20 protein-coding genes and 1 tRNA gene are annotated in these 21236 nt (G+C 65.8%); 13 read left to right on the forward strand and 8 right to left on the reverse strand.

Annotated features, from left to right (window positions below; genetic code table 11):
• Position 1 precedes the first annotated feature (1 nt).
• Genes ABGN05_RS19000 through hemW form a run of 3 tightly spaced genes read left to right on the forward strand, consistent with a single transcriptional unit; the run spans position 2 to position 2231 of the window.
• Positions 2 to 415 carry a VOC family protein gene (locus tag ABGN05_RS19000; RefSeq protein WP_367955611.1) on the forward strand — a complete coding sequence of 138 codons (414 nt, stop codon included), beginning with the start codon at positions 2 to 4 and terminating at the stop codon, positions 413 to 415.
• Entirely contained in the window at positions 412 to 1059 is a 648-nt protein-coding gene (rdgB, locus tag ABGN05_RS19005) for an RdgB/HAM1 family non-canonical purine NTP pyrophosphatase (RefSeq protein ID WP_367955612.1), read from the forward strand. The genes ABGN05_RS19000 and rdgB overlap by 4 nt, the downstream gene beginning before the upstream one ends.
• Positions 1056 to 2231 carry a radical SAM family heme chaperone HemW gene (hemW, locus tag ABGN05_RS19010; protein WP_367955613.1) on the forward strand — a complete coding sequence of 392 codons (1176 nt, stop codon included), beginning with the start codon at positions 1056 to 1058 and terminating at the stop codon, positions 2229 to 2231. The genes rdgB and hemW overlap by 4 nt, the downstream gene beginning before the upstream one ends.
• Positions 2232 to 2327: 96 nt before the next feature.
• On the opposite strand, the gene ABGN05_RS19015 is transcribed toward hemW, so the two are convergent.
• The 3 genes from ABGN05_RS19015 to cmk form a co-directional block, all read right to left on the reverse strand.
• A complete protein-coding gene (locus ABGN05_RS19015; RefSeq protein ID WP_367955614.1) occupies positions 2328 to 2525 on the reverse strand; it encodes a CsbD family protein in 198 nt (65 codons plus the stop codon).
• A 189-nt stretch (positions 2526 to 2714) separates the two neighbouring features.
• Positions 2715 to 4430, reverse strand: coding sequence for a 30S ribosomal protein S1 (gene rpsA / locus ABGN05_RS19020; RefSeq protein ID WP_367955615.1), 1716 nt, complete (start codon positions 4428 to 4430; stop codon positions 2715 to 2717).
• Positions 4431 to 4655: 225 nt separating this feature from the next.
• Positions 4656 to 5300 carry a (d)CMP kinase gene (cmk, locus tag ABGN05_RS19025; RefSeq protein ID WP_367955616.1) on the reverse strand — a complete coding sequence of 215 codons (645 nt, stop codon included), beginning with the start codon at positions 5298 to 5300 and terminating at the stop codon, positions 4656 to 4658.
• Positions 5301 to 5354: 54 nt separating this feature from the next.
• Between cmk and ABGN05_RS19030 the strand changes: the two genes are divergently transcribed.
• On the forward strand, positions 5355 to 6437 hold the full coding sequence (locus ABGN05_RS19030; protein ID WP_367955617.1) for a hypothetical protein: 1083 nt from the start codon (positions 5355 to 5357) through the stop codon (positions 6435 to 6437).
• 84 nt (positions 6438 to 6521) lie between these two features.
• Here ABGN05_RS19030 and ABGN05_RS19035 read toward each other — a convergent pair whose 3' ends face one another.
• Positions 6522 to 7220, reverse strand: coding sequence for an SDR family oxidoreductase (locus ABGN05_RS19035; RefSeq protein ID WP_367955618.1), 699 nt, complete (start codon positions 7218 to 7220; stop codon positions 6522 to 6524).
• Between the two features lie 263 nt (positions 7221 to 7483).
• On the opposite strand from ABGN05_RS19035, the gene ABGN05_RS19040 reads away from it, so the two are divergent.
• From ABGN05_RS19040 to ABGN05_RS19065, 6 genes are all read left to right on the forward strand, one after another.
• Positions 7484 to 9103 carry an amidohydrolase gene (locus ABGN05_RS19040; RefSeq protein ID WP_367955890.1) on the forward strand — a complete coding sequence of 540 codons (1620 nt, stop codon included), beginning with the start codon at positions 7484 to 7486 and terminating at the stop codon, positions 9101 to 9103.
• Between the two features lie 153 nt (positions 9104 to 9256).
• Positions 9257 to 10351, forward strand: coding sequence for an ABC transporter ATP-binding protein (locus tag ABGN05_RS19045; RefSeq protein ID WP_367955619.1), 1095 nt, complete (start codon positions 9257 to 9259; stop codon positions 10349 to 10351).
• A gap of 3 nt (positions 10352 to 10354) precedes the next feature.
• Positions 10355 to 11275, forward strand: a complete 921-nt coding sequence (locus ABGN05_RS19050) for an ABC transporter permease (RefSeq protein ID WP_367955620.1) — start codon at positions 10355 to 10357, stop codon at positions 11273 to 11275.
• Positions 11268 to 12077, forward strand: coding sequence for an ABC transporter permease (locus ABGN05_RS19055; RefSeq protein ID WP_367955621.1), 810 nt, complete (start codon positions 11268 to 11270; stop codon positions 12075 to 12077). Before ABGN05_RS19050 ends, ABGN05_RS19055 begins: the two co-directional genes overlap by 8 nt.
• A gap of 25 nt (positions 12078 to 12102) precedes the next feature.
• Positions 12103 to 13137 (forward strand): ABC transporter substrate-binding protein, encoded by a 1035-nt coding sequence (locus ABGN05_RS19060; RefSeq protein WP_367955622.1) that lies wholly within the window; start codon positions 12103 to 12105, stop codon positions 13135 to 13137.
• Between the two features lie 313 nt (positions 13138 to 13450).
• On the forward strand, positions 13451 to 14125 hold the full coding sequence (locus ABGN05_RS19065) for an adenylate/guanylate cyclase domain-containing protein (RefSeq protein ID WP_367955623.1): 675 nt from the start codon (positions 13451 to 13453) through the stop codon (positions 14123 to 14125).
• Positions 14126 to 14285: 160 nt separating this feature from the next.
• On the opposite strand, the gene ABGN05_RS19070 is transcribed toward ABGN05_RS19065, so the two are convergent.
• Positions 14286 to 14361, reverse strand: a tRNA-Ala gene (locus ABGN05_RS19070).
• A 151-nt stretch (positions 14362 to 14512) separates the two neighbouring features.
• Positions 14513 to 14905, reverse strand: a complete 393-nt coding sequence (locus ABGN05_RS19075) for a TIGR02300 family protein (protein ID WP_367955624.1) — start codon at positions 14903 to 14905, stop codon at positions 14513 to 14515.
• Between the two features lie 292 nt (positions 14906 to 15197).
• Between ABGN05_RS19075 and aroA the strand changes: the two genes are divergently transcribed.
• Both aroA and ABGN05_RS19085 read left to right on the forward strand, forming a co-directional pair.
• On the forward strand, positions 15198 to 16538 hold the full coding sequence (gene aroA / locus ABGN05_RS19080) for a 3-phosphoshikimate 1-carboxyvinyltransferase (RefSeq protein WP_367955625.1): 1341 nt from the start codon (positions 15198 to 15200) through the stop codon (positions 16536 to 16538).
• Positions 16539 to 16742: 204 nt separating this feature from the next.
• Positions 16743 to 18512, forward strand: a complete 1770-nt coding sequence (locus ABGN05_RS19085) for an alpha/beta hydrolase (RefSeq protein ID WP_367955626.1) — start codon at positions 16743 to 16745, stop codon at positions 18510 to 18512.
• Between the two features lie 245 nt (positions 18513 to 18757).
• Here ABGN05_RS19085 and ABGN05_RS19090 read toward each other — a convergent pair whose 3' ends face one another.
• Positions 18758 to 19975: a beta-ketoacyl-[acyl-carrier-protein] synthase family protein gene (locus ABGN05_RS19090; protein WP_367955627.1), complete on the reverse strand. Its 1218-nt coding sequence runs from the start codon at positions 19973 to 19975 to the stop codon at positions 18758 to 18760.
• 9 nt (positions 19976 to 19984) lie between these two features.
• Entirely contained in the window at positions 19985 to 20239 is a 255-nt protein-coding gene (locus ABGN05_RS19095) for an acyl carrier protein (RefSeq protein ID WP_367955628.1), read from the reverse strand.
• Positions 20240 to 20391: 152 nt separating this feature from the next.
• Here ABGN05_RS19095 and ABGN05_RS19100 point away from each other — a divergent pair, with 152 nt between their 5' ends.
• Entirely contained in the window at positions 20392 to 21228 is an 837-nt protein-coding gene (locus ABGN05_RS19100) for an urease accessory protein UreD (RefSeq protein WP_367955629.1), read from the forward strand.
• The last annotated feature ends 8 nt before the right edge of the window (positions 21229 to 21236 follow it).

A 21236-nucleotide genomic window follows, 5' to 3' on the forward strand; every position in this document is an offset into this window, starting at 1 on the left:
GATGCGGCCGCGCTCGATCCTCGAATCAGCGCTCTACGTGACCGACCTCGGCGCCGCCGAGGCGTTCTACAGCGAGGTGCTCGGGCTCGAAAGGCTCGTGAAGGTCGAGGGGCGTCACGTCTTCTTCCGCTGCGGCGAGGGCGTGTTGCTGCTGTTCAATGCGGATGCCACGCAGGTTCCGCCTCCGGCGGACGCGAGACTGCCCGTCCCGCCGCACGGCACGCGGGGCCACGGGCACCTGTGCTTTGCCGCGCCGGGCGACGAGATCGACCGCTGGAAGACTTTCCTGGAGGAGCGCGGCATCGCCATCGAGGCTGACTTCGAATGGCCTCAAGGCGGCCGTTCCATCTATTTCCGCGATCCGTCCGGCAACTCGCTGGAGTTCGCCGAGCCGCGCATCTGGGGCATCGAATGAACACGCTCGAAAAGCAGAAGATTGTGGTCGCCAGCCACAATGCCGGCAAGCTCAGGGAGTTCGCCGACCTGATGGCGCCCTTCGGCATCGAGGCAAAATCGGCGAAGGACTACGGGCTTCCGGAGCCGGAGGAGACCGGGACGACGTTCGAGGAGAACGCCTACATCAAGGCGCACGCGGCGGCGCTAGCGACCGGCCTGCCGGCGCTGTCGGACGATTCGGGCCTCTGCGTCGACGCGCTCGACGGCGCGCCGGGCGTCTACACCGCCGACTGGGCGACGCAAGCCGACGGATCGCGCGACTTCATGCTGGCGATGGAGAAGACCGAGAAGTTGCTCCGGGAAAGGGGCGCGACCGATCCATCGCAGCGCACCGGGCGCTTCGTCGCCGTGATCTGCCTTTGCCAGCCCGACGGCAGCGCGGAGTATTTCCGCGGCGAGGCGAAGGGGCGGCTCGTCTGGCCTCCGCGCGGCGACAAGGGATTCGGCTACGATCCCGTGTTCCAGCCGGAGGGTTTCGACGTCACCTTCGGCGAAATGCCGGCCGAAGAGAAGCATGGCTGGAAGCCGGGGCAGGAGGAGGCGCTGTCGCACCGCGCCCGCGCCTTCCAGAAGTTCGCACGGGCGAAGCTCGGCGTGTCATGAGCAAGCCTGAGCACAGGCCGGACGACCGCTCGCCGGGCTTCGGGATCTACGTGCACTGGCCGTTCTGCGCGGCCAAGTGCCCCTATTGCGACTTCAATTCGCACGTGCGCCACCAGCCGGTCGACCAGGAGCGGTTCGCGCGCGCCTTCGCGACGGAACTGGCCACGATGCGGGAGCGTACCGGTCCGCGCACGGTCACCAGTATCTTCCTGGGCGGCGGTACGCCGTCGCTCATGCAGCCCGGCACGGTTGGCGCGATCCTGGAGGCGGTCGCCTCCAACTGGACCGTTCCGGACGGGATCGAGGTGACGCTGGAAGCGAACCCGTCCTCCGTCGAGGCCGGTCGCTTCCGGGGCTACCGTGCGGCGGGCGTCAACCGCGTCTCGCTCGGCGTGCAGGCGCTGAACGACGCGGACCTGAAGTTCCTCGGCCGGCTGCACGACGTGGACGAGGCGCTGACGGCGATCGAACTCGCCCGCGAGACCTTTCCGCGCCTGTCCTTCGATCTGATCTATGCGCGGCCGGGCCAGACCCCGGATGCATGGCGAGCGGAACTGGAAACCGCGATCGGGTACGCGGCCGACCATCTGTCGCTCTACCAGCTGACGATCGAGGAAGGCACGCCGTTCCACGCGCTGCATGCGGCGGGCAAGTTCGCGGTCCCTGATGGGGACCATGCCGCTGACCTCTACGCCCTGACTCAGGAAGTGACCGCCGCGCGGGGGCTGCCGGCCTACGAGATATCGAACCACGCCAGGCCGGGCGCGGAGAGCCGCCACAACCTCACCTACTGGCGCTACGGCGAATATGTCGGCGTCGGCCCCGGCGCGCACGGCCGGTTTGTCGGCGGCGGCACGCGCAACGTCACGATCGCCGAGCGGATGCCGGAACGCTGGCTGTCGCTAGTCGAGGCCAAGGGCCACGGCATTGTCGACGGTGAGACGCTGACGCGCAGCGAAGAGGCCGACGAGTTCCTGCTGATGGGGCTGCGTCTTGCCGAGGGCATAGACCTCGCCCGCTACGAGCAGCTTTCGGGCCGGCCGCTCGCATCCGAGCGGATTGCCGTGCTCCAGGACGAGGACCTTGTCGCGCCGGTCGGCAATTCGCGTCTCAGAGCGACGCCGGCGGGGATGATCGTGCTCGATGCGGTCGTGGCGGACCTGGCGCGCTGAGACCGCGGGTCCGTACTACCCGGCCCTGGCCACAGACAAGCAAAGTCCCGGCCGATAGAGGCCGGGACGCAATTTCGGATCGGTCGTTCTGGCGAACTAGTGGCGGGCGAGCCAGTCGTCGATGTCGCGCTCAGCCTCGTCCTTGCCCTTGCCATAGCGCTCCTGGATCTTGCCGGAAAGCTCGGTGCGCTTGCCTTTGACGACGTCGAGATCGTCGTTCGTGAGCTTGCCCCACTGCTGCTGCGCCTTGCCCTTGAACTGCTCCCAGTTTCCTTCGATACGGTCCCAATTCATGGTGTTCTCCTGTTTCCTCATTGGATGACGGTTCGCGACCGTCTGGCAGGAAAACGCGGGCGCGGGTCGGGGGTTCCTCGCAAAAAAAGCGCGCTGGCGCCGCCGCCCGCAGACACTGCAACGGAAAAGCCCCGCCGGATCGCTCCGGCGGGGCTTTGATTTGTCGCGGCTCGGAAGCTGGCGGGCGCCTTACGAGTTGCCCTGCTTCTTCAGCGCGGCACCCAGGATGTCGCCCAGCGAGGCGCCGGAGTCGGTCGAGCCGAACTGCGCCACGGCTTCCTTCTCCTCGGCGATTTCCAGCGCCTTGATGGAGACGGTGATGCGGCGGGTCTTCTTGTCGAACTGGGTGACCCGGGCATCCACCTTCTGGCCGACGGAGAAGCGCTCGGGGCGCTGCTCGTCGCGGTCGCGGGAGAGGTCCGCGCGGCGGATGAAGGTGTCCATGTCGTGGTCGACCAGACGCACGTCCAGGCCGCCGTCCTTGACCGCCAGAACCTCGGCGGTGACAATGGCACCCTTGCGCAGATCGCCCGAGGTCGCGGCTTCGCCGACGGCGTCGCGGCCGAGCTGCTTGATGCCCAGCGAGATGCGCTCCTTGTCGATGTCGACATCGAGCACCTGCGCCTTGACCATGTCGCCGCGATTGTACTCCTCGATCACCTGCTCGCCCGGACGGTTCCAGTCGAGGTCGGACAGGTGCACCATGCCGTCCACGTCGCCTTCCAGGCCGATGAACAGGCCGAACTCGGTCTTGTTCTTGACCTCGCCCTCGACGGGCGATCCGACCGGATGGCTGCGCGCGAAGGCCTCCCACGGGTTCTCAAGCGTCTGCTTGAGGCCGAGCGAGATGCGGCGCTTCTGCGGGTCCACCTCGAGCACGACCACGTCGACCTGCTGGGTGGTCGACAGGATCTTGCCGGGGTGCACGTTCTTCTTGGTCCACGACATCTCGGAGACGTGGATGAGACCCTCGATGCCCGGCTCCAGCTCCACGAAGGCGCCGTAGTCGGTGATGTTGGTGACCGTGCCGGTGATCTTCTTGCCGAGCGGGAACTTGGTGCCGATGTCGGACCACGGATCCGCCTCGAGCTGCTTCATGCCGAGCGAGATGCGGTGGGTTTCCTGGTTGATGCGGATGATCTGCACCTTGACCGTCTGGCCGATGTTGAGGATTTCGGTCGGATGGTTGACGCGGCGCCAGGCCATGTCGGTGACGTGCAGCAGGCCGTCGATGCCGCCGAGGTCGACGAACGCACCGTAGTCGGTGATGTTCTTGACCACGCCCTCGACCACCTGACCCTCTTCGAGGTTCTGGACGATCTCGGAACGCTGCTCGGCGCGGCTCTCCTCGAGCACGGTGCGGCGCGACACCACGATGTTGCCGCGGCGGCGATCCATCTTGAGGATCTCGAAGGGCTGCGGGTTGTGCATCAGCGGGGAGACGTCGCGGATCGGGCGGATATCGACCTGCGAGCGCGGCAGGAAGGCCACGGCGCCGTCGAGATCGACCGTGAAGCCGCCCTTGACCTGGTTGAAGATGATGCCTTCGACGCGCTCGCCCTTGTTGAACTTCTCTTCGAGGCGGACCCAGCTTTCCTCGCGGCGAGCCTTCTCGCGCGACAGCATGGCTTCGCCCAGCGCGTTTTCGATGCGCTCGACATAGACCTCGACCTCGTCGCCGACTTTCATCTGGCCGTCCTTGGCCTTGGCGCCGAATTCCTTCAGCGGCACGCGGCCCTCGACCTTCAGGCCGACGTCGATGATGGCCATGTCCTTCTCGATGGCCGTGATGATGCCCTTGACGACGGAGCCTTCGGCCGAATGGCTTTCGGAAAAGGACTCATCGAGCATGCTCATGAAGTCGTCGAGGGACGGATTTGCCGAATTGGCGGTAGCTTGTGACATTCGTTCTCCTGGATGCCCCTCGCTCTCGTGGCGTCGGGGCGGCACCGGTGGTTCGTGTTGCGTTGCGCCAGCCCGGCATTCCGCTCTCCTTCGAGCGAGCGGCCGATCTTCGGCCAGTTCCGGTGCATTCTCGAATGCGGGCGGCGGTTCAATGGCTGAAATGCAAAATGGCGGTTCGCCAACCCTTGCCTGCCTGAAGGGTTCTCGCGCCGCCGCTGCATCCAGTCAGTTCTTCGCGGCAAGAGCCTCGTCTACGATGGCGCAGGCCGCGAGAAACGCCGCCTCTATACTCATTCCGGACGTGTCGAGCAAGTGCGAGTCGGCGGCGGGCCTGAGCGGCGAGTCCGCCCGGCCCATGTCGCGCGCGTCGCGCCGCTCGATGTCGGCCAGGATCGCGCCGTATTCGGCCTGCCCGCCGAGGCGCAGGATCTCGCGATGCCGCCGGCCGGCGCGCACCTGCGGGCTGGCCGTCACGTAGAGCTTCACGTCGGCATCGGGGCAGACCACCGTGCCGATGTCGCGCCCGTCGAGCACCGCGCCCGGCGCCACGCGAGCGAAATCGCGCTGCTTTTCGACCAGGACGCGCCGCACCGCCGGATGAACGCTGACCCGCGACGCGGCCTCGCCGACCTCGTGGGTGGACAGGACCAGCGGATCCAAACCGGCGAAATCCACTTCGCGTGCGGCTTCCACCGCCTGCGCCTCGTCTTCGAGCGACAGGTCGGCACTCAGAAGAGCATGCGCGACAGCGCGGTAGGAGAGGCCTGTGTCGAGATGGCGAAGGCCGTATTGCGTGGCGAGCCGGCGCGACAGCGTGCCCTTGCCCGAGGCCGCGGGTCCATCAACGGCGATGACGAAAGGAGTGGTCATGGCGGGGGTTGAAGCGGGATTCGAGGGAGGGCGCAAGGGGCAGGGGATGTGCAAGTGGTGCCGAGCCTCGGGCGCCGAGTGGGGCGTGCAGGTTGCAGCCTTTGCGAATGGACAGCCCGAGCACAATACCCTTGCCAGCCGATGCAGGTTTCCATCAGTCTGTCTTCAGGAGCGGAGGGGCACTGGTCTGGAATGCTGAACCGAAAGCAGCTGGGGCGCCTGGCGCCAAGCCGCCTCAGTCTGATGATGATCCTGGCGGGGGGGCTTTATCTTGGTCCCTTGCTGGCCGGCCTGTCCCGGCAGCCCCGCTGGACGGTCGTGGCCTGTGCTGGGGTCCTGGCCCTCTGGAGCTTCCTCTACCGCAGCGCCTCCTGGCCACGTCGGCTTGCAGACCTGGGCAGGCCAGAGGTCTTTTTAGCGACGATGCTTCTCGTATGCGTGATGCTGGCACTTTCCGGCCTTTCTTTCGTGGCAGGGCTTGGATTGGCACAGATCGCCGGAGGCGTCTCGCTACCCCTTTGGGTGCCTTTGAGCATCCCGTTGCTTTCGCTGACGATCGCCTTGTTCATCCAGTCACCCCGCGAAGCGACCGAGATGGACGCCTTCCTCGACGATGCGCTGCGGCAGCTCGAGGGTTTCCCACCCTTGCCGTCGGCCCCCGACATCAGCCAGTCCGCCAGAGCGGTGGCTGCGAAGCTCGAAGGACTGCGGGAAAGGGCGACGGTAGCCGAGGTCCGTGCAGTTATCGGGGAGGCGGCCGTCCATGACGCGGCGCTGCTCGCTGCAATCGACAAGATGGGTGTTCCACCTCCGCGTCCCGCCCTCGTGGCAGCGATCCTGATCGTCACCGATCCGACGGGAGCTCCGGGTCTGGAAGCTCGCGGCGAAGCTGCCTGGGTTTTCGACGCGATCGGTGGTGACCCCGAGCTGGAGATGCTTTTCGCCCGACGGGCCGTCGAACTCCTGGCGGAAGCGCCGTTCCTCTTCCGCGACATGCCCTATTCCTACGACGTCGATCAATCGGCCGCCCGCAGTCCGGATCCGGAAGCGGCCCAGGCCCTGAAGAATCTGCGGGATCGTCTCAACGAATTGTCGAAGGAAGAGGATGATTTTGATGAATCCGGAGCCGCCGAGTGATGGCATGAACGGCTCACATCCACCGGTTTCGATCCTCGGATAACCGGCGGCGCAAGCTGCGACTGGATGGAGCAGTCGCCCCCCTCACACGCTCCGCGTAATACCCCCGTCGATCCGCAGATTCTGCCCCGTCATGTAGCTCGACTTTTCCGAGGCCAGGAACAGGATCAGCTCCGCCACCTCCTCCACGGTGCCGTAGCGGCCCATGGGGATGCGGGCGCGGCGGTCTTCCTTTTCGGGCAGGGACGATATGAAGCCGGGGAGAACGTTGTTCATGCGGACGTTGTCGGCGGCGTATTTGTCGGCGAAGAGTTTCGTAAAGGCGGCGAGGCCGGCGCGGAAGACGCCGGAGGTGGGGAACATCTCTTCCGGCTCGAACAGCGCGTAGGTCGAGATGTTGACGATCGATCCGGATTTCTGGGCCTGCATCACCGGCGTGACGAGGCGCGTCATGCGGATGACGTTGAGGAGATAGAACTCCATCCCGAGGTGCCAGTCGGCGTCGGAGATTTCGAGCACCGGTCCCTTGGGGCCGTGGCCGGCGCCGTTGACCAGCGCGTCGATGCGGCCAAAGCGCTCCATGGTCGCGTCGAAGAAGTGGCGCAGGTCGTCGGGCTCGCGGTTGGAGCCGGTGAACCCGAGGCCGCCGAGTTCGGCCGCCAGCGCCTCGCCCTTGCCGGACGACGACAGGATCGCGACGGCGTAGCCGGCTTCGGCGAGCTTTCGCGCCGCGCCCGCTCCCATGCCCGATCCGCCCCCGACGATCATCGCGACCTTGGCCATCCGGTTCTCCCGTGATCCGTTGCACCGTCCTAAAGAGCACTCGGGAATATCCGGACCGCGGGGCGACCGCAAGCAGCGGCCCGGAGGCGATGTGTCCGGCCAGGCGTCCGGCGGTGCGCGGCGGTGGCGCGTTGACAAGGGCGGCGAGACACCGGCGAAATGGGCGGCGGCCGCAGCCTCGCGGAACCCGCGTCACCACCAAGCCGGAGCCGATCGTGAAGCAAGAAGCCGACCTGATCGTCACAAATGCCCGCGTGCTCACCATGGACGACGCCTTGCCCCAGGCTGAGGCGGTCGCGGTGAAGGACGGCACGATCGCCTTCGTCGGCCCTGCCGCCGAGGCCGAGGACTGGAGGGGGTCGCAGACGCGCGTGATCGACGCCGGGGGCTGCTCCGTGCTGCCGGGCTTCATCGAGAGCCACGTGCATCTGTTCATGGGAGCGGCCGAACTCGTGCATCTCCAACTCTTCGGCGTGAAGGGGATCGACGCGCTTGGCGAGAGGCTGCGCGCGTATGCCGCCGCGCGCCCGGACGACAGGGTGCTGTTCGGCCAGTCCTGCGACTACACGATCCTCGGCAACGGCGAGACCCTGACCCGGCATCATCTCGACCGTATTGTCGCCGACCGTCCCGTCGCGCTCGTCGCACCCGACCACCACACGATGTGGGCCAACACCAGGGCGCTGGAGATGGCCGGGCTGCTGAACGGCAAGGTGGTCAATCCCGGCAACGAGGTGGTGATGGGCGCCAACGGGCTGGCGACCGGGGAACTGCGCGAATCCGAGGCGATGACCCCGGTGGTGCACCTCGCCGGCGAGAACCGCGTGCGGCTCGGCGTCCAGACCGGCGGCGAGCCGGAGCGATGGCCGAGCCCGGCCGAATGGGAAGCCGACAAGGAGATCATGCGCCGCGGCCTCGCCTACGCCGCCGAGCACGGCATCACCTCGTTCCACAACATGGACGGTAACCTCTACCAGCTGCAGATCCTGGCAGAGATCGAGAAGGATGGCGGGTTGCTCTGCCGCGCGCAGGTGCCGTTCCACTACAAGAAGCCGATGACGCTGGAGGACCTGGAGAAGGCCTCGGCGATGGCCGACCGCTACGCCTCGGAGTGGATATCCTCCGGCATGGTCAAGGTCTTCATGGACGGCGTCATCGATTCCGGCACCGCCCACATGATCGAGCCCTATGCAGACGGCGGCAACTGGCGCGGCGAGCCGTACTTTTCCGACGCAGAGTTTGCGGCACTTGCGACCGAGATCGACCGGCGCGGCCTGCAGATCGCGGTTCATGCGATCGGCGATGCCGCGGTGCGGACAGTACTCGACGGCTATGAGACGGCCAGAAAGGCCAACGGCGCGCGCGACAGCCGCCACCGCATCGAGCACATCGAAGTGACGACGGACGCCGATATTCCGCGGTTTGCCAAGCTCGGCGTCATCGCCTCCATGCAGCCTCCGCACCCACCGGGCTCCATGGGGCTGCCGCTCGAACCGACCGTCTCCAAGATCGGCCGCGACCGCTGGCGGCTCGCCTATGCCTGGCGCACCATCAAGGAGACCGGCGCGCACGTGGTCTTCGCCTCCGACTGGCCGGTGTCGCCGATCGACCCGATCGCGGGCATCCAGGCGGCAGTGATGCGCAAGCGCTGGGCAGACGACCTGCCCGACCATGCTTTCTCGCTGCACGAGGCGATTGCCGGCTACACGGTAGAAGGCGCCTACGCGCAGTTCGCCGAGCACCGGAAGGGGCGGCTGAAGCCCGGATATCTCGCCGATATCGTTGTCTTTTCGGGCGATGTGGAGGCGTCCGCGCCGGAGACTCTGCACGAGATTCGCCCGGTCACGACCATCTGCGGGGGCAAGATCACCTACCAGGCCTGACAAATGGCACGCGGGTTGCTTGCTTTCCCGTTGCCGGTTTTGAATGGTCGTTCAACAAGCAGGTTGCCAAGGCAGACGCCTTGTGCTGACATCGAGCGGGAACAAAAAAACCCGGCGCGAAGATGCGGGGCACGACAGGAGCGGGGCTGGATCTTGCCGGAGACACCGGAACGCAATGCCATCGAGGTCAGGGGCGTCAACAAGGTCTTCGGCTTCGGACCGGACAAGGTGATCGCGCTCGACGACGTCCACGTGGCGATCCGCGAGAACGAGTTTTTCACGCTCCTGGGCCCGTCGGGCTGCGGCAAGACGACGCTTCTGAGGCTGATCGCCGGCTTTGACTTCCCCACCGATGGCGAGATCCTGCTGCACGGCCAGGACATCGCGCCGCTGCCGCCGCACAAGCGGCCCGTCAACACCGTCTTCCAGAGCTACGCGCTCTTTCCCCACCTGACCGTGGCGAAGAACATCTCCTTCGGCCTTGAGATGCTCGGACGGCCCAAGGACGAGGTCGACGCCCGCGTCGACGAAATGCTGAAGCTTGTGCGCATGGAGGAACTGAGGAACCGCTCGACGGCGCAGATCTCGGGCGGGCAGCAGCAGCGCGTCGCGCTCGCCCGCGCGCTCGCGCCGCAGCCCAAGGTGCTGCTGCTCGACGAGCCGCTGTCGGCGCTCGACTACAAGCTGCGCAAGGAGATGCAGATCGAACTGAAGCGCCTGCAGCACGAGACGGGTATCACATTCATCTTCGTCACCCACGACCAGGAGGAGGCGCTGACCATGTCGGACCGCATCGCGGTGATGTCGGCCGGCAACATCCTGCAGATCGGCTCCCCGGAAGAGATCTACGACCGCCCGGCGGTGCGTTTCGTCGCCGACTTCATCGGCGAGACGAACTTCCTCGAAGGATCGATCGAGGAACGCGCCGCGGGCGGGGCGCGAGTCAGGATCTCCTCCGGCGCGGTGATCGACGCCTCGGTCGCCGAGGGCTTCCAGCCGTCCGGACGGGTGACCGTCGTGGTGCGCCCGGAACATGCCAGGCTTTCGGTCGAAGGCGGGCAACTGGCGGGGCGGCTCTCCAACATCGTCTATTTCGGCACGGACACGCATTTCCACGTCGAACTCGACGGCGGCGGCGAGTTCATCGTGCGGCGGCAGAACGCCAGGGACGACCGCGGGACTGCCAGGATCGGCGATCCGGTGTCGATCGTCATCGGGGCGGGCGCCGCCCAGGTCCTGAGGGACTAGCCGATGTCGCAAGCCGCCGAGACAGCCCGGAAGGCCGAACATGACGACGTTCGCAAGCGCTGGCTGCTCTCCGCGCCCGCGCTGGCGATCATCTTCATGGCGAGCATCGGGCCGCTGCTCGTCGTGGTTGTCTATTCCTTCCTGACCCCGGGCCCCTATGGCGACGTGAAATGGGCGTTCTCGACCGACGCCTGGATCAGCGTCTTCCTGCAGCGCGACATCTTCGAGGGAACGCTCGGCATTGCCGACGCGCACCTGCAGATATTCCTGCGCTCGGTGCGGCTTTCCCTCTTCACGACCATCGCCACGCTCGCGTTCGGCTTCCCGACGGCCTATTTCATAGCCACACGGCCCCAGAGGACGCAGGCGCTGTGGCTGTTCGTCATCACGATACCGTTCTGGACCAACCTCCTGATCCGCACTTTCGCCGTGCAGGAGGTCATCCGCAACGAAGGCATCCTCAACACGGCCCTCGTCGGGCTCGGCATCATCTCGGCGCCAATCCAGATCCTCTATACCGACTGGGCGATCGCCATCGGCATGATCTACGTCTACCTGCCGCTGATGGTCCTGCCGCTCTACGCCTCGATGGAGAAGCTCGATTTCCGGCTGGTCGAAGCGGGCTACGACCTCTACGCGACCCGCTTCAGGGTGCTCACGCGCATCATCGTGCCGCTGGTCAAGCCCGGCATCGTGGCCGGCTCCATCCTGGTCTTCATCCCCTCGCTCGGCGCATACGTCACGCCCCGCGTGTTGGGGGGAGGCAAGCAGATGATGCTGGGCAACCTGATCGAACTGCAGTTCGGCGCCGGGCGCAACTGGCCGCTGGGCGCCGCGCTGGCGCTGACGCTCACCGTCATCGTCATGGTCGCGCTCCTGTTCTACGTACGCTACGCAGCGCAGTCGGAGCGGCGGCATGGCTAGCGGGCGGTCCAACTTTTCCATCAGGCACCAGCCGGGTTTCACCACGGTGGCCGTGCTCTGCTTCGCACTGCTTTATCTGCCGATCGTGACGCTCGTCGTCTTCGCGTTCAATGCCGGGCGCTCCGTGGCCATATGGGAAGGCTTCTCGCTGCGCTGGTTCGAGGCGGCATGGAACAACGAGCGCGTCATCGAGGCGTCGATCCGTTCAGTACAGATCGCGTCAGTCGCGGCGGTCGTCGCCACCATCGCCGCAACCATGGCCGCGCTCGCCACGACCCGGACGAGACCTTATCGCGGCCTGACCTTCAAGTATGCGTTCATCAACCAGCCGCTGATGATCCCCGAGATCGTGACGGCCGTCGCACTGCTGATCGTCTTCGCGCGGATCAAGGTGGCGACGGGCTATTCGGGCCTCGGCTACCTCATCGTGGCGCATACTGCCTTCTGCATTCCCTTCGCCTACCTCCCCATCCGCGCGCGGCTGGAGAGCATGGACCTGACGCTGGAGACGGCGGCCGCCGACCTCTACGCGACCCCCTGGAAGGTGTTCACCCGCGTCACCCTGCCGCTCTTGTGGCCCGGCATCATCGCCGGCCTCATGCTGGCCTTCGTCATCTCCCTCGACGACGTCGTCATCACGGAGTTTGTCAAATCCGGCGGACAGGATACGCTGCCGACGTACATGCTCGGGCAGTTGAGGCGGCTGGTTACCCCGGAGATGAATGCCATCTCCACGGTCTTCCTGCTGATCTCGATCCTGATCGTGACGGTGTTCTTCTTCATCAGCAGGCGAAGCACATAACATCCAGAAGGGTAAGGAAGCTGAGATGAAACACAGACTGACGATAGCGGCGATCACCGCCGCGCTCATGGCAACCACGGGGCTCGCGCGCGCCGAGGGCGAACTCAACATCTTCAACTGGGGCAACTACACCGCCCCCGAACTGATCAAGAAGTTCGAGGACACCTACCAGGTCAAGGTCACCGTCACGGACTACGATTCCAACGACACGGCGCTGGGAAAGATCCGGCAGGGCGGCCACGGCTACGACATCGTCGTCCCGTCCGCCTCCTACGTGCAGATCTGGGTGGAGGAAGGGCTGCTGCTCGAGAGCAATCCGAACCAGATGGAGAACTTCAAGAACGTCGATCCGCGCTGGGTCGACGTCGAGTTCGATCCGGGCCGCAAGTACACCGTTCCGTGGCAGTGGGGCTCGACGGGCGTGTCGGTCGATACGGCCGTTTATGGCGGCGACATCAACACGTCGGCGATCTTCCTCGATCCGCCGCCGGAACTCGCAGGCAAGATCAACGTCGTGCCGGAGATGGCCGACGTGATGCATCTGACGATCCGCTACATGGGCGGCGAGCCCTGCACGGGCGACTTGGAGGTGCTCAAGAAGGTTCGCGACAAGCTGGTCGAGGCCAAGGGCAAGTGGATATCGATGAACTACGGCAACATCGAAGCCATGGCCAAGGGCGACTACGCCGCGACCGTCAACTGGAACGGCGCCTCCATGCGCATGCGCCTGGAGAAGGATACGATCCACTACGGCTATCCCAAGGAAGGCTACCCGCTGTGGATGGACAATGCCGCGATCCTGGCGGACGCCAAAAACGTCGAGAATGCGAAGCTGTTCCTGAACTTCATCATGGCGCCGGAGAACGCCGCCCTGATCTCAGGTTTCGCCAAGTACGCCAACGGCATCATGGGCTCGGAGGAGTTCATGCCGGAGGAGATGAAGACGGCGCCCGAGATCGTGACGCCGGAGGAGTTTGCCGGCCAGGGCAAGTTCATGCTGCGCTGCGCCCCGGAAGTGCAGGAAATCTATACGAAGATCTGGACCGAAATCCAGAAGTAGCTGGCTGAAGGGCCCCGGCGCCCGGCGCCGGGGCCCTTGTTTCCGTAGCTGCATGATATCCTGTCGCAACACCGATCTCCGGCCGGCCATCACGGCCGGCTTCCCGCTCCTTGCCGAGCATGCCGATCGGATGACCGCGGCGCACGCCGGGCGATTGAGAAAATACCTTCCCGTCATCGGTCACTATGCATGGTCGTGTGCCGTGGGCATCCAGACATCCTATCCAGCCTGATGACGCCTTCGGCTGCTCTGCGCTAATATCCCCCTGTGCAAGCCTCTGTGGCTCTGCGTGCTGACAATGGGAAGAACTCGTTTGCAACTGGTCGCTACTGAAGGGTCATCGTCCGCAGCGGTCGCATTCGTTGACCTCGCCGGATCGAGTGCTATTGCCGATCTCTTCGGCGATGCCGCAGCATTGAAAATCATCGATCAATTCGCTGACCTTGTCCGGTCCGCCATCGAGGGACAAGGTGAAGTCGTCAAGTGGATCGGCGATGAGGCGATGCTGAGCTTTCCGGATGCAACCAAGGCCCTGGTGGCGCTGGGGAGGCTTATTCCGTCGTGCCGGGCAGTCCCTGAAATTCCCCTTACGCGAACTGGGATCCATCTCGGCTCCGTGATGCAAAGGAACGGAGACATCTTCGGTTCCACCGTGAATATCGCGTCCCGGATTGCCGCAATGGCAGCTGCGGGACAGGTCCTCGCCAGCCAACCGGTCGCCGAGATCGCAGGAGCGCTTGGAATTTCATCTCGGAAACTCGGAGCGGTCGGGCTCAGGTCGGTGGCAGAGCCCGTGACCCTTCATACGCTCGACCTCTCCGAGGAAGTTGACCCGGTGTGGGTTGACCCGGTTTGCAAGATGCTCGCGCCCTACGCGGCTTTCTCCAGAACGGACGCAGGCCCATGGTTCTGCTCTGACCGTTGCAGGGAAGCGTTTCGAGCATCACCCGCTACCTACCTCGCTACGAGCGCGTCGGTCCCGGGATAAGCCGCTCGTCAGGCGGCCAAATCTCTCCAAGCCGCCGGACGCAGGCGTCGTTGAAGCGCACGGTGGATAAGCCCTCGTGTGCCACTTCCGTGTACCGGTATCGAGCGCCAAGGCTATGAAATCATTGGCCTTCCAGCCAAATCAACGGCTTGGAGAAAACTGGTGGAGCCAATCGGAATCGAACCGACGACCTCTTGAATGCCATTCAAGCGCTCTCCCAACTGAGCTATGGCCCCACACACCGGCCTCTGGCCGGAACCGCCGTTGCCGGCGGGATGTTCAGCGCCGGTTGGGACCGGCGCTCGGCATGCTGGCGGCTTCTATATCCGCCGGAACGCAATATCAAGTCCGCATTCGGCCGTTTTCCGCCGAACGCCGAATAAATGGTCAGACCTCGTCGTCGTCCTCGCCGCCGACCCCAATGATGTCGGCGACGTCGTCATCCTCTTCCTCGTCGTCGGCGAGGAACGTGTCGTCGTCGTCGTCGCCGAGATCGACGTCATCCTCGTCGTCGTCGAGGTCGGGCACGTCGGTGCTGCCGCTCTTGGTCTCCTCGTCGGCTTCCTCAAGGGAGACGACCTCGGCGCCTTCCTCCTCGGCGTCGACCTCGGGGGTCTCCGGCTCCTCCTCTTCCTCGACGGGCGCGGGACCTGCCTCGAAATAGGTGCGCGGATAGCTGACGCCCGTGTAGGGCGACACGATCGGGTCCTTGTTCAGGTCGTAGAATTTGCGGCCCGTTTCCGGACAAATGCGCTTGGTGCCAAGTTCGGTTTTCGCCACGGCGTTGCCTCGTGTGAAGTGGAAGCTTCCGGGTCGGCGGTCCGAGATGGACCGCGCGCTGCAGAGAGTTCCGTCTGAAAAAAGATCGGTCCCCTTAAACATGAATGGCTGATCTGTCAAAGACCAATTGCGGGGCTTTCCAGGGTGCGTGTTTGCGGGCTTCCGAAGTGTTGCGCGGCGCGGCCGGACGGCGGGGATGACCGTGCCTTCCAGCCATGCTAGTCAGGCGGCCGCCGGTGCTCCCGGAATTCCCTCGATGTCGCTGCATGCGCGTTCTGAAGGCCAAGAAGAAATGAGCCGACATTCCACTCCACGGCCGGCGACGGCGAGGCGCGGGCGACCGCTTTCGGGGACGGCGCGCGTGCCGGGCGACAAGTCGATCTCGCACCGCTCCATCCTGCTTGGCGCCCTTGCCGCAGGGGAGACCAGGGTCACCGGCCTGCTCGAGGGCGAGGACGTCATGAGGACGGGCGACGCCATGCGGGCCATGGGGGCGCGGGTGGACAAGGCCGGCGACGAGTGGATCGTCCAGGGCGTCGGCAATGGCTGCCTCCTGGAAGCGCCAGGTCCGCTCGACTTCGGCAATGCCGGCACCGGCTCGCGCCTCACCATGGGGCTGGTCGGGACCTATCACATGAAGACGACGTTCACCGGCGACGCGTCGCTTTCGAAGCGTCCGATGGGCCGTGTGCTCGATCCGCTGCGCCTGATGGGTGTCCAGGTGCTGGATGCCGCGCCCGGCGACCGCATGCCGCTGACGCTGGAAGGCCCGCGCATCGCAGCGCCGATAAGCTACAGGGTACCGATGGCGTCGGCGCAGGTGAAGTCGGCCGTCCTGCTCGCCGGCCTGAACACGCCGGGCGTGACGACGGTGATCGAGCCTGTGATGACGCGCGACCACACCGAGCGGATGCTGAAGGGCTTCGGAGCCGAGATCGAGGTGGAGACGGATGCCGGCGGCGTGCGCCACATCCGCCTGCAGGGGCAGGGGACACTGTCGGGCCGGACGATCCAGGTGCCCGGCGACCCGTCCTCGGCTGCCTTCCCGCTGGTGGCGGCGCTGATCGTGCCGGGCTCCGACGTGACGATCGAGAACGTGCTGATGAACCGCACCCGGACGGGCCTGATCGACACGCTCCTGGAGATGGGCGCCTCGATCGAGCTTCTCGACCGGCGCGATGCCGGCGGCGAGGAGGTGGCTGACCTGCGCGTGCGGTCGTCCGAGCTGAGAGGCGTCACGGTACCGGCCGAACGCGCGCCCTTCATGATTGACGAGTATCCCGTTCTGGCGGTCGCCGCGTCGTTCGCCGAGGGCGAGACGCGGATGGAGGGCGTGGAGGAACTGCGCGTCAAGGAAAGCGACCGGCTGGCGGCGGTGGCGCGCGGGCTCGAGGCGAACGGCGTAGAGTGCGAGGAAGGCAGGGACACGCTGCTGGTGCGCGGCCGGCCCGGCGGCAGGGGGCTCGGCGGCGGCATGGTGGAGACCCATCTCGACCACCGCATCGCCATGAGCTTCCTGATCCTGGGGCTGGCGGCCGAGAAGCCGGTCTCGATCGACGACCGCAGCATGATCGCGACGAGCTTCCCGGAGTTCCTGGACATGATGGCGGGGCTCGGAGCCGAGATCGGGTAGCCCTTCGGGCGGCCAAGCGAATGCTCCCCGCGCGGCACTGCGCGGCCGCCACCCTATTCCGGTCCACATTCCCGTACAAAGTCGTCCGCGGGGTTTGCCGGGATGGTCCAACCGGCCCGTCACAGGGAGGTCGCGCTTGACCATGATGATGACCGGCGTCACGGTTTCTCAAAGAGTGGCTTCGGGCGCGGCGGGATGGTTGTCATGATTGATCGGGTTCGTTTCGGAATGTCGCGAACGAGGTTCGCGGCGGTCTTGCTGGCACTGCTGGCATTTCCGCTGTTCTGGAGCGGTCCCGCCGCCGCCGTCGATCCGCTGCTCGGCGTCGCGATCGCACAGGCCGTCGCGGCGGGCGACGAAGAGAAGGCCATCGGGCTCATCGCCGATGCGCTGGATGGCGAAAGCGATCCGCGTATCGTCGTCGATCTCCTCGAACAGAAGGCGGCGATCGAGCGCGACGCGGGCCTCCACGCGCGGGCTGCCGCCACGGAAAGACGGCTATCCGACGCCATCGCCGCGAGCGAAGGGGAATTCTCTCCCGAACGCGTGCCGGTCCTGACGAGGCTTTCGGGCGATCTCGCGGCGGCGGGCGAGTTCGCGATGGCGGTCGGGACGCTTGAGGAGGCACTGCGCATCTCGCGCGCAGCCGGGCTGGCCGACGGCGTGGAGCCTCTGCTTGGCGAGCTGGACGATCTGGCCGCCCGCTCCGGCGACCCGGCGGTGGCGGCGCGTGCGCGAGAGGTCGCAGCCGAGCATGTCGAGACGGTCCGCCGGCTGGAGGAAGAGACCAGCCGCGCCTTCGACGTCGATCCCGAAAAGGGCTTTTCGACCGTCAGGATCTTTTATGCGACGGATCGCGCCCGCTCCGGCAGCGAGCTTCCCAACGACTTCTACGGCGGCGGAAGGGGAACGCTGGAGATGGGAACGGCCGAGGTGAGCATCCCCCAGCATCATCGGCCCGGCCAGATCGAGGCGCCGTCGATATGGACGTTCGACTTCCGCGAGGACCCCGAGCGCCACGTGGTGCTTTCCTCCGTCACGCCGAAGGCGGATTCGGCCGTGTTCGCCGATATGCAGGCCCAGGTCCGCGAGACGGGCGTGGCGGAAGCATTCGTCTTCGTGCACGGGTTCAACGTCCCCTTCCACGAGGCGGCGAAACGGACAGCGCAGATGGCCTACGACATGAACTTCGACGGGCTGCCGATCCTCTACTCATGGCCGTCGCGGGCCTCGGTTGTAAGCTACATCGCCGACACGGCGGTGGTGAACCTGAGCGGCCGGAGGCTGAGCCTCTTTCTCGAAGATCTCGTCGCTAAATCGGGAGCGAAGCGGATCCACCTGATCGCGCATTCGATGGGTAACCGTGCGCTTACCGACGCACTGGAACTCTTCGCGCTACGCCACGACGGCGAAGCTCCGGCGTTCGACCAGGTGCTGTTCACGGCGCCGGACCTCGATGCCGGCCTCTTCGCCGAGATGATGAAGACGATCCGCACGACGGCCGAGCGCATCACGCTGTATGCCTCGAACAAGGACTGGGCGCTGGCGGTCTCGCGGCAACTGCATGGCGATTCACCGCGAGCCGGACAGGGCGGTCGCCAGATCCTCAATGTCGCCAGCCTGGACAGCATCGACATGACCGCCATCGGCGAGGACATGCTCAAGCACAGCTACTACGCCAACAATCCGTCAGCGTTGACCGACATCCTGTCGCTGTTCTGGCGGGATGCGCCGCCCGAGAAGCGCTGCGGCATGACGCAGGTCGAGGGAGAGAACGGCAGCTACTGGCAGTACGCGCCCGAAGGCTGCGACAGCGACGCCCTGTTGTCGACGCTCTCCTTCCTGCGGCACGGCAGCATCTCGACCATCGACGACGCGCGGATTTTCATGAACCGCTTCATCGTGCCGGCCACCATCGATGCCGGCGAGCGCTCGCGCCTGGAGAGCGCGTTGCGCAAGCTCTTCGAGCGGTAGGAAACCTACGGCCGTGGGGGAAGCCTAGGCCTTTCACGCGCAGTTGGCGCAGCGGGCGATTCAGTCCAGCGGCTTGGGCGGCTTGTCGAGACCGACGATCGCGCCCGCCTCGTAGAAGTTCCGCACCGAGCGCACCCGGCGGAAGATCGCGAACGGGGTCGGGTCGCGCAGGGACATCTCGAGCGGTGACCGGTTCCTGGGCCGATCCGGCCGATCAGAGCCGAACCGGAAGTGTGGCGCCGCGTTCAGCCGTGGAACGGCCTGACGGCGATCACGGCGTTGGTTCCGCCGAAGGCGAAGCCGTTGCTGATCGCCGCCCGCACCGGCCTGTGGCGCGCGACGTTCGGGGTAGCGTCGAGGGCGCAGTTCGGATCCGGCTCGTTGAAGCCCATTGTCGGCGGGACGATGCCTTCGCGCACCGCCATCACGCAGGCGATCATCTCCAGCGCGCCCGACGCGCCGAGGCAGTGCGAATGCATGGACTTGGTCGAGGAGACCGACACCCCGGGCAGGCGTTCGCCGAAGACGGCCTGCAGGGCTTTCGTCTCGATGATGTCGTTGGCCTTGGTGCCCGTACCGTGCGCGTTGACATAGTCGATGTCGCCGGGGGAGAGACCGGCGTCCGCCAAGCAGGCGCGGATCGCGGCGGTCGGCCCCTCGACGGTAGGGGCGACGATGTCGGTCGCATCGGCCGACATGCCGGCGCCGGCGAGTTCGGCGAGGATGGGCGCGCCCCGCGCCGTCGCATGCTCCAGCGTCTCCAGAACAACGACGCCCGCGCCTTCTCCAAGGAGCAGCCCGCTCCGGTCGAGGGAGAAGGGACGGCACCGATCCTTTGCCAGGACCCGCAATGCCTCCCATCCCTTGATGATGCCGTAGACCAGAGGAGCTTCGGTTCCGCCTGCAAGCATGACGTCGGCACGGCCGAGGCGGAGCTGGTCCATGGCCGACGCGAATGCGTGGTTGGAGGAGGAGCAGGCGGACGTGACGCCGTAGACCGGTCCGCGCGCCCCCAGCGTCATCGAGACCTGTCCAGCGGGCGCGCCGGGCATGACGCGCGGGACGGTGAAGACCCCTGCGCGTGGCTTGCCTTCGAGCAGGATGCCGCGATAGTTTTCCTCGATGGCCTCCCAGCCGCAGATGCCGGTGCCGATGACGGCGCCGATGCGGGAGGCGTTGTCAGGCGATATCTCGAGCCGGGCGCCCCGAACCGCTTCCGCCGCCGCAATGGCGGCGAGCAGGCTGAAGCGATCCATCGTCACCAGCCGCTTCGGATCGATGTCGTGCGGCGGAAGGACGGGTATCTCGCTGCCAATGCGTGTCTTCACGTCATGGAGAGGCGCGTTGAGGATCTCGCCGACGCCGACCACGCCGGCCACCATGGATTTCCAGATGGAAGGCGCGTCGGTGCCAAGCGAGCACAGTCCGCCGATGCCCGTGATGACGATCTTTTTCTGGGACATTCCCTGGTATCAGCCTCTTGCCTGGACGAGCGCGCGGACCGCATCCGCGATGTCCCCGACCGTCTCCATGGTCTCCCAGGCGTCCGAGGTGTTGATATCGACCTCGATACCGTACTTGTCCTCGAAATCGAAGATGATCTCGGTGAGTTCCAGGGAATGGATACCGAGGTCCGCGAGCCTCGTCGCGCGCGTGACGGAACCCTTCCCCTGTTCGGCATAACTGGCGATCTTGTCTATGATCTCGGCTTCGAGCTGATCGCTCATGTTTCCCTCCACACGGCAAAATTCGTTGGACACGTTGCGCCTACTCTGCATGCCGCGAAAGTAGGCACAAGCGATCGCTGCCCGGCCGGGGTCGAAATGTGCTGCCCGTCCACCGCTCGACAAGCCGTCGCATCCCGGTACTGTGCGGGCGCATGACCGAAACGATCCAGATACTTCCGCAGCGGCAACAGCGGGTCGACGCCCGCGCGATGCTATCCGTGCGGCGGCGGATGGGCCGGTCGCGGATCGACCGTCTCTTCCAGGAAGGTGCGGCGAAGATAAGGTTGCCGCGGATTTCCGCCGATCCGCTCGAGGCTGTCCTCATCAACACCGCCGGCGGGTTGACGGGCGGCGACCGCATTTCCTGGAGCGTGGAGGTCGCCGACGGCGCGGCGGCCGTGGTGACGACGCAGGCCTGCGAAAGGGTCTACCGCTCGTCGGGCGGGTCCGCCCAGGCGACGGTCTCTCTCACGGCGGGCGCGGACGCGCGGCTCTCCTGGCTGCCGCAGGAGACCATCCTCTTCGACGGATCGGCCTTTTCGCGCACGATCTCCGCCGATCTCGCGGTCGGCGCTTCCGCTCTGTTCGTGGAGGCGGTGCTGTTCGGGCGCCTGCGGATGGGTGAGGTATTGCGTCGCGGGCTCTACCGCGACAGCTGGCGCATCCGGCGCGATGGAAGGCTGGTGCATGCGGAAGAACTCGCGATCGGGCCGGAGGTGGCAGCCGCGCTTGAGAAAGCCGCCGTCACCGGCGGTAGGAAGGCGATCGCCACGGTTCTCTATCTCGGCGACGACGCCGAAAGGTTCCTCGCCGGGGCGCGAGACGTGGTCGGTGGCGATGGCGGCGCGAGCTTCTGGTCGGTCGGCGATTCTGGCAAGCTTCTTGCGAGGCTTTCCGCGCGCGACGGATACGATCTGAGAAAGCGGCTGGTTCCATTGATCGGGCTGCTCAACGGGACGGCAGGGCTGCCCAAAACATGGTCAATCTAGGGAAGAGA

The organism is Aquibium pacificum (assembly GCF_040839445.1).
Taxonomy (GTDB): Bacteria; Pseudomonadota; Alphaproteobacteria; order Rhizobiales; family Rhizobiaceae; genus Aquibium; species Aquibium pacificus.

Bases quoted from the DNA above. Each gene is read 5' to 3' on its own strand.
- rdgB (WP_367955612.1), top strand. From the start codon at position 412: ATGAACACGCTCGAAAAGCAGAAGATTGTGGTCGCCAGCCACAATGCC.
- cmk (WP_367955616.1), bottom strand. From the start codon at position 5,300: ATGACCACTCCTTTCGTCATCGCCGTTGATGGACCCGCGGCCTCGGGC.
- ABGN05_RS19035 (WP_367955618.1), bottom strand. From the start codon at position 7,220: ATGGCCAAGGTCGCGATGATCGTCGGGGGCGGATCGGGCATGGGAGCG.
- hemW (WP_367955613.1), top strand. From the start codon at position 1,056: ATGAGCAAGCCTGAGCACAGGCCGGACGACCGCTCGCCGGGCTTCGGG.
- rpsA (WP_367955615.1), bottom strand. From the start codon at position 4,430: ATGTCACAAGCTACCGCCAATTCGGCAAATCCGTCCCTCGACGACTTC.
- ABGN05_RS19050 (WP_367955620.1), top strand. From the start codon at position 10,355: ATGTCGCAAGCCGCCGAGACAGCCCGGAAGGCCGAACATGACGACGTT.
- ABGN05_RS19085 (WP_367955626.1), top strand. From the start codon at position 16,743: ATGATTGATCGGGTTCGTTTCGGAATGTCGCGAACGAGGTTCGCGGCG.
- ABGN05_RS19090 (WP_367955627.1), bottom strand. From the start codon at position 19,975: ATGTCCCAGAAAAAGATCGTCATCACGGGCATCGGCGGACTGTGCTCG.
- ABGN05_RS19100 (WP_367955629.1), top strand. From the start codon at position 20,392: ATGACCGAAACGATCCAGATACTTCCGCAGCGGCAACAGCGGGTCGAC.
- ABGN05_RS19055 (WP_367955621.1), top strand. From the start codon at position 11,268: ATGGCTAGCGGGCGGTCCAACTTTTCCATCAGGCACCAGCCGGGTTTC.
- ABGN05_RS19040 (WP_367955890.1), top strand. From the start codon at position 7,484: ATGGACGACGCCTTGCCCCAGGCTGAGGCGGTCGCGGTGAAGGACGGC.
- aroA (WP_367955625.1), top strand. From the start codon at position 15,198: ATGAGCCGACATTCCACTCCACGGCCGGCGACGGCGAGGCGCGGGCGA.
- ABGN05_RS19060 (WP_367955622.1), top strand. From the start codon at position 12,103: ATGAAACACAGACTGACGATAGCGGCGATCACCGCCGCGCTCATGGCA.
- ABGN05_RS19015 (WP_367955614.1), bottom strand. From the start codon at position 2,525: ATGAATTGGGACCGTATCGAAGGAAACTGGGAGCAGTTCAAGGGCAAG.
- ABGN05_RS19000 (WP_367955611.1), top strand. From the start codon at position 2: ATGCGGCCGCGCTCGATCCTCGAATCAGCGCTCTACGTGACCGACCTC.
- ABGN05_RS19095 (WP_367955628.1), bottom strand. From the start codon at position 20,239: ATGAGCGATCAGCTCGAAGCCGAGATCATAGACAAGATCGCCAGTTAT.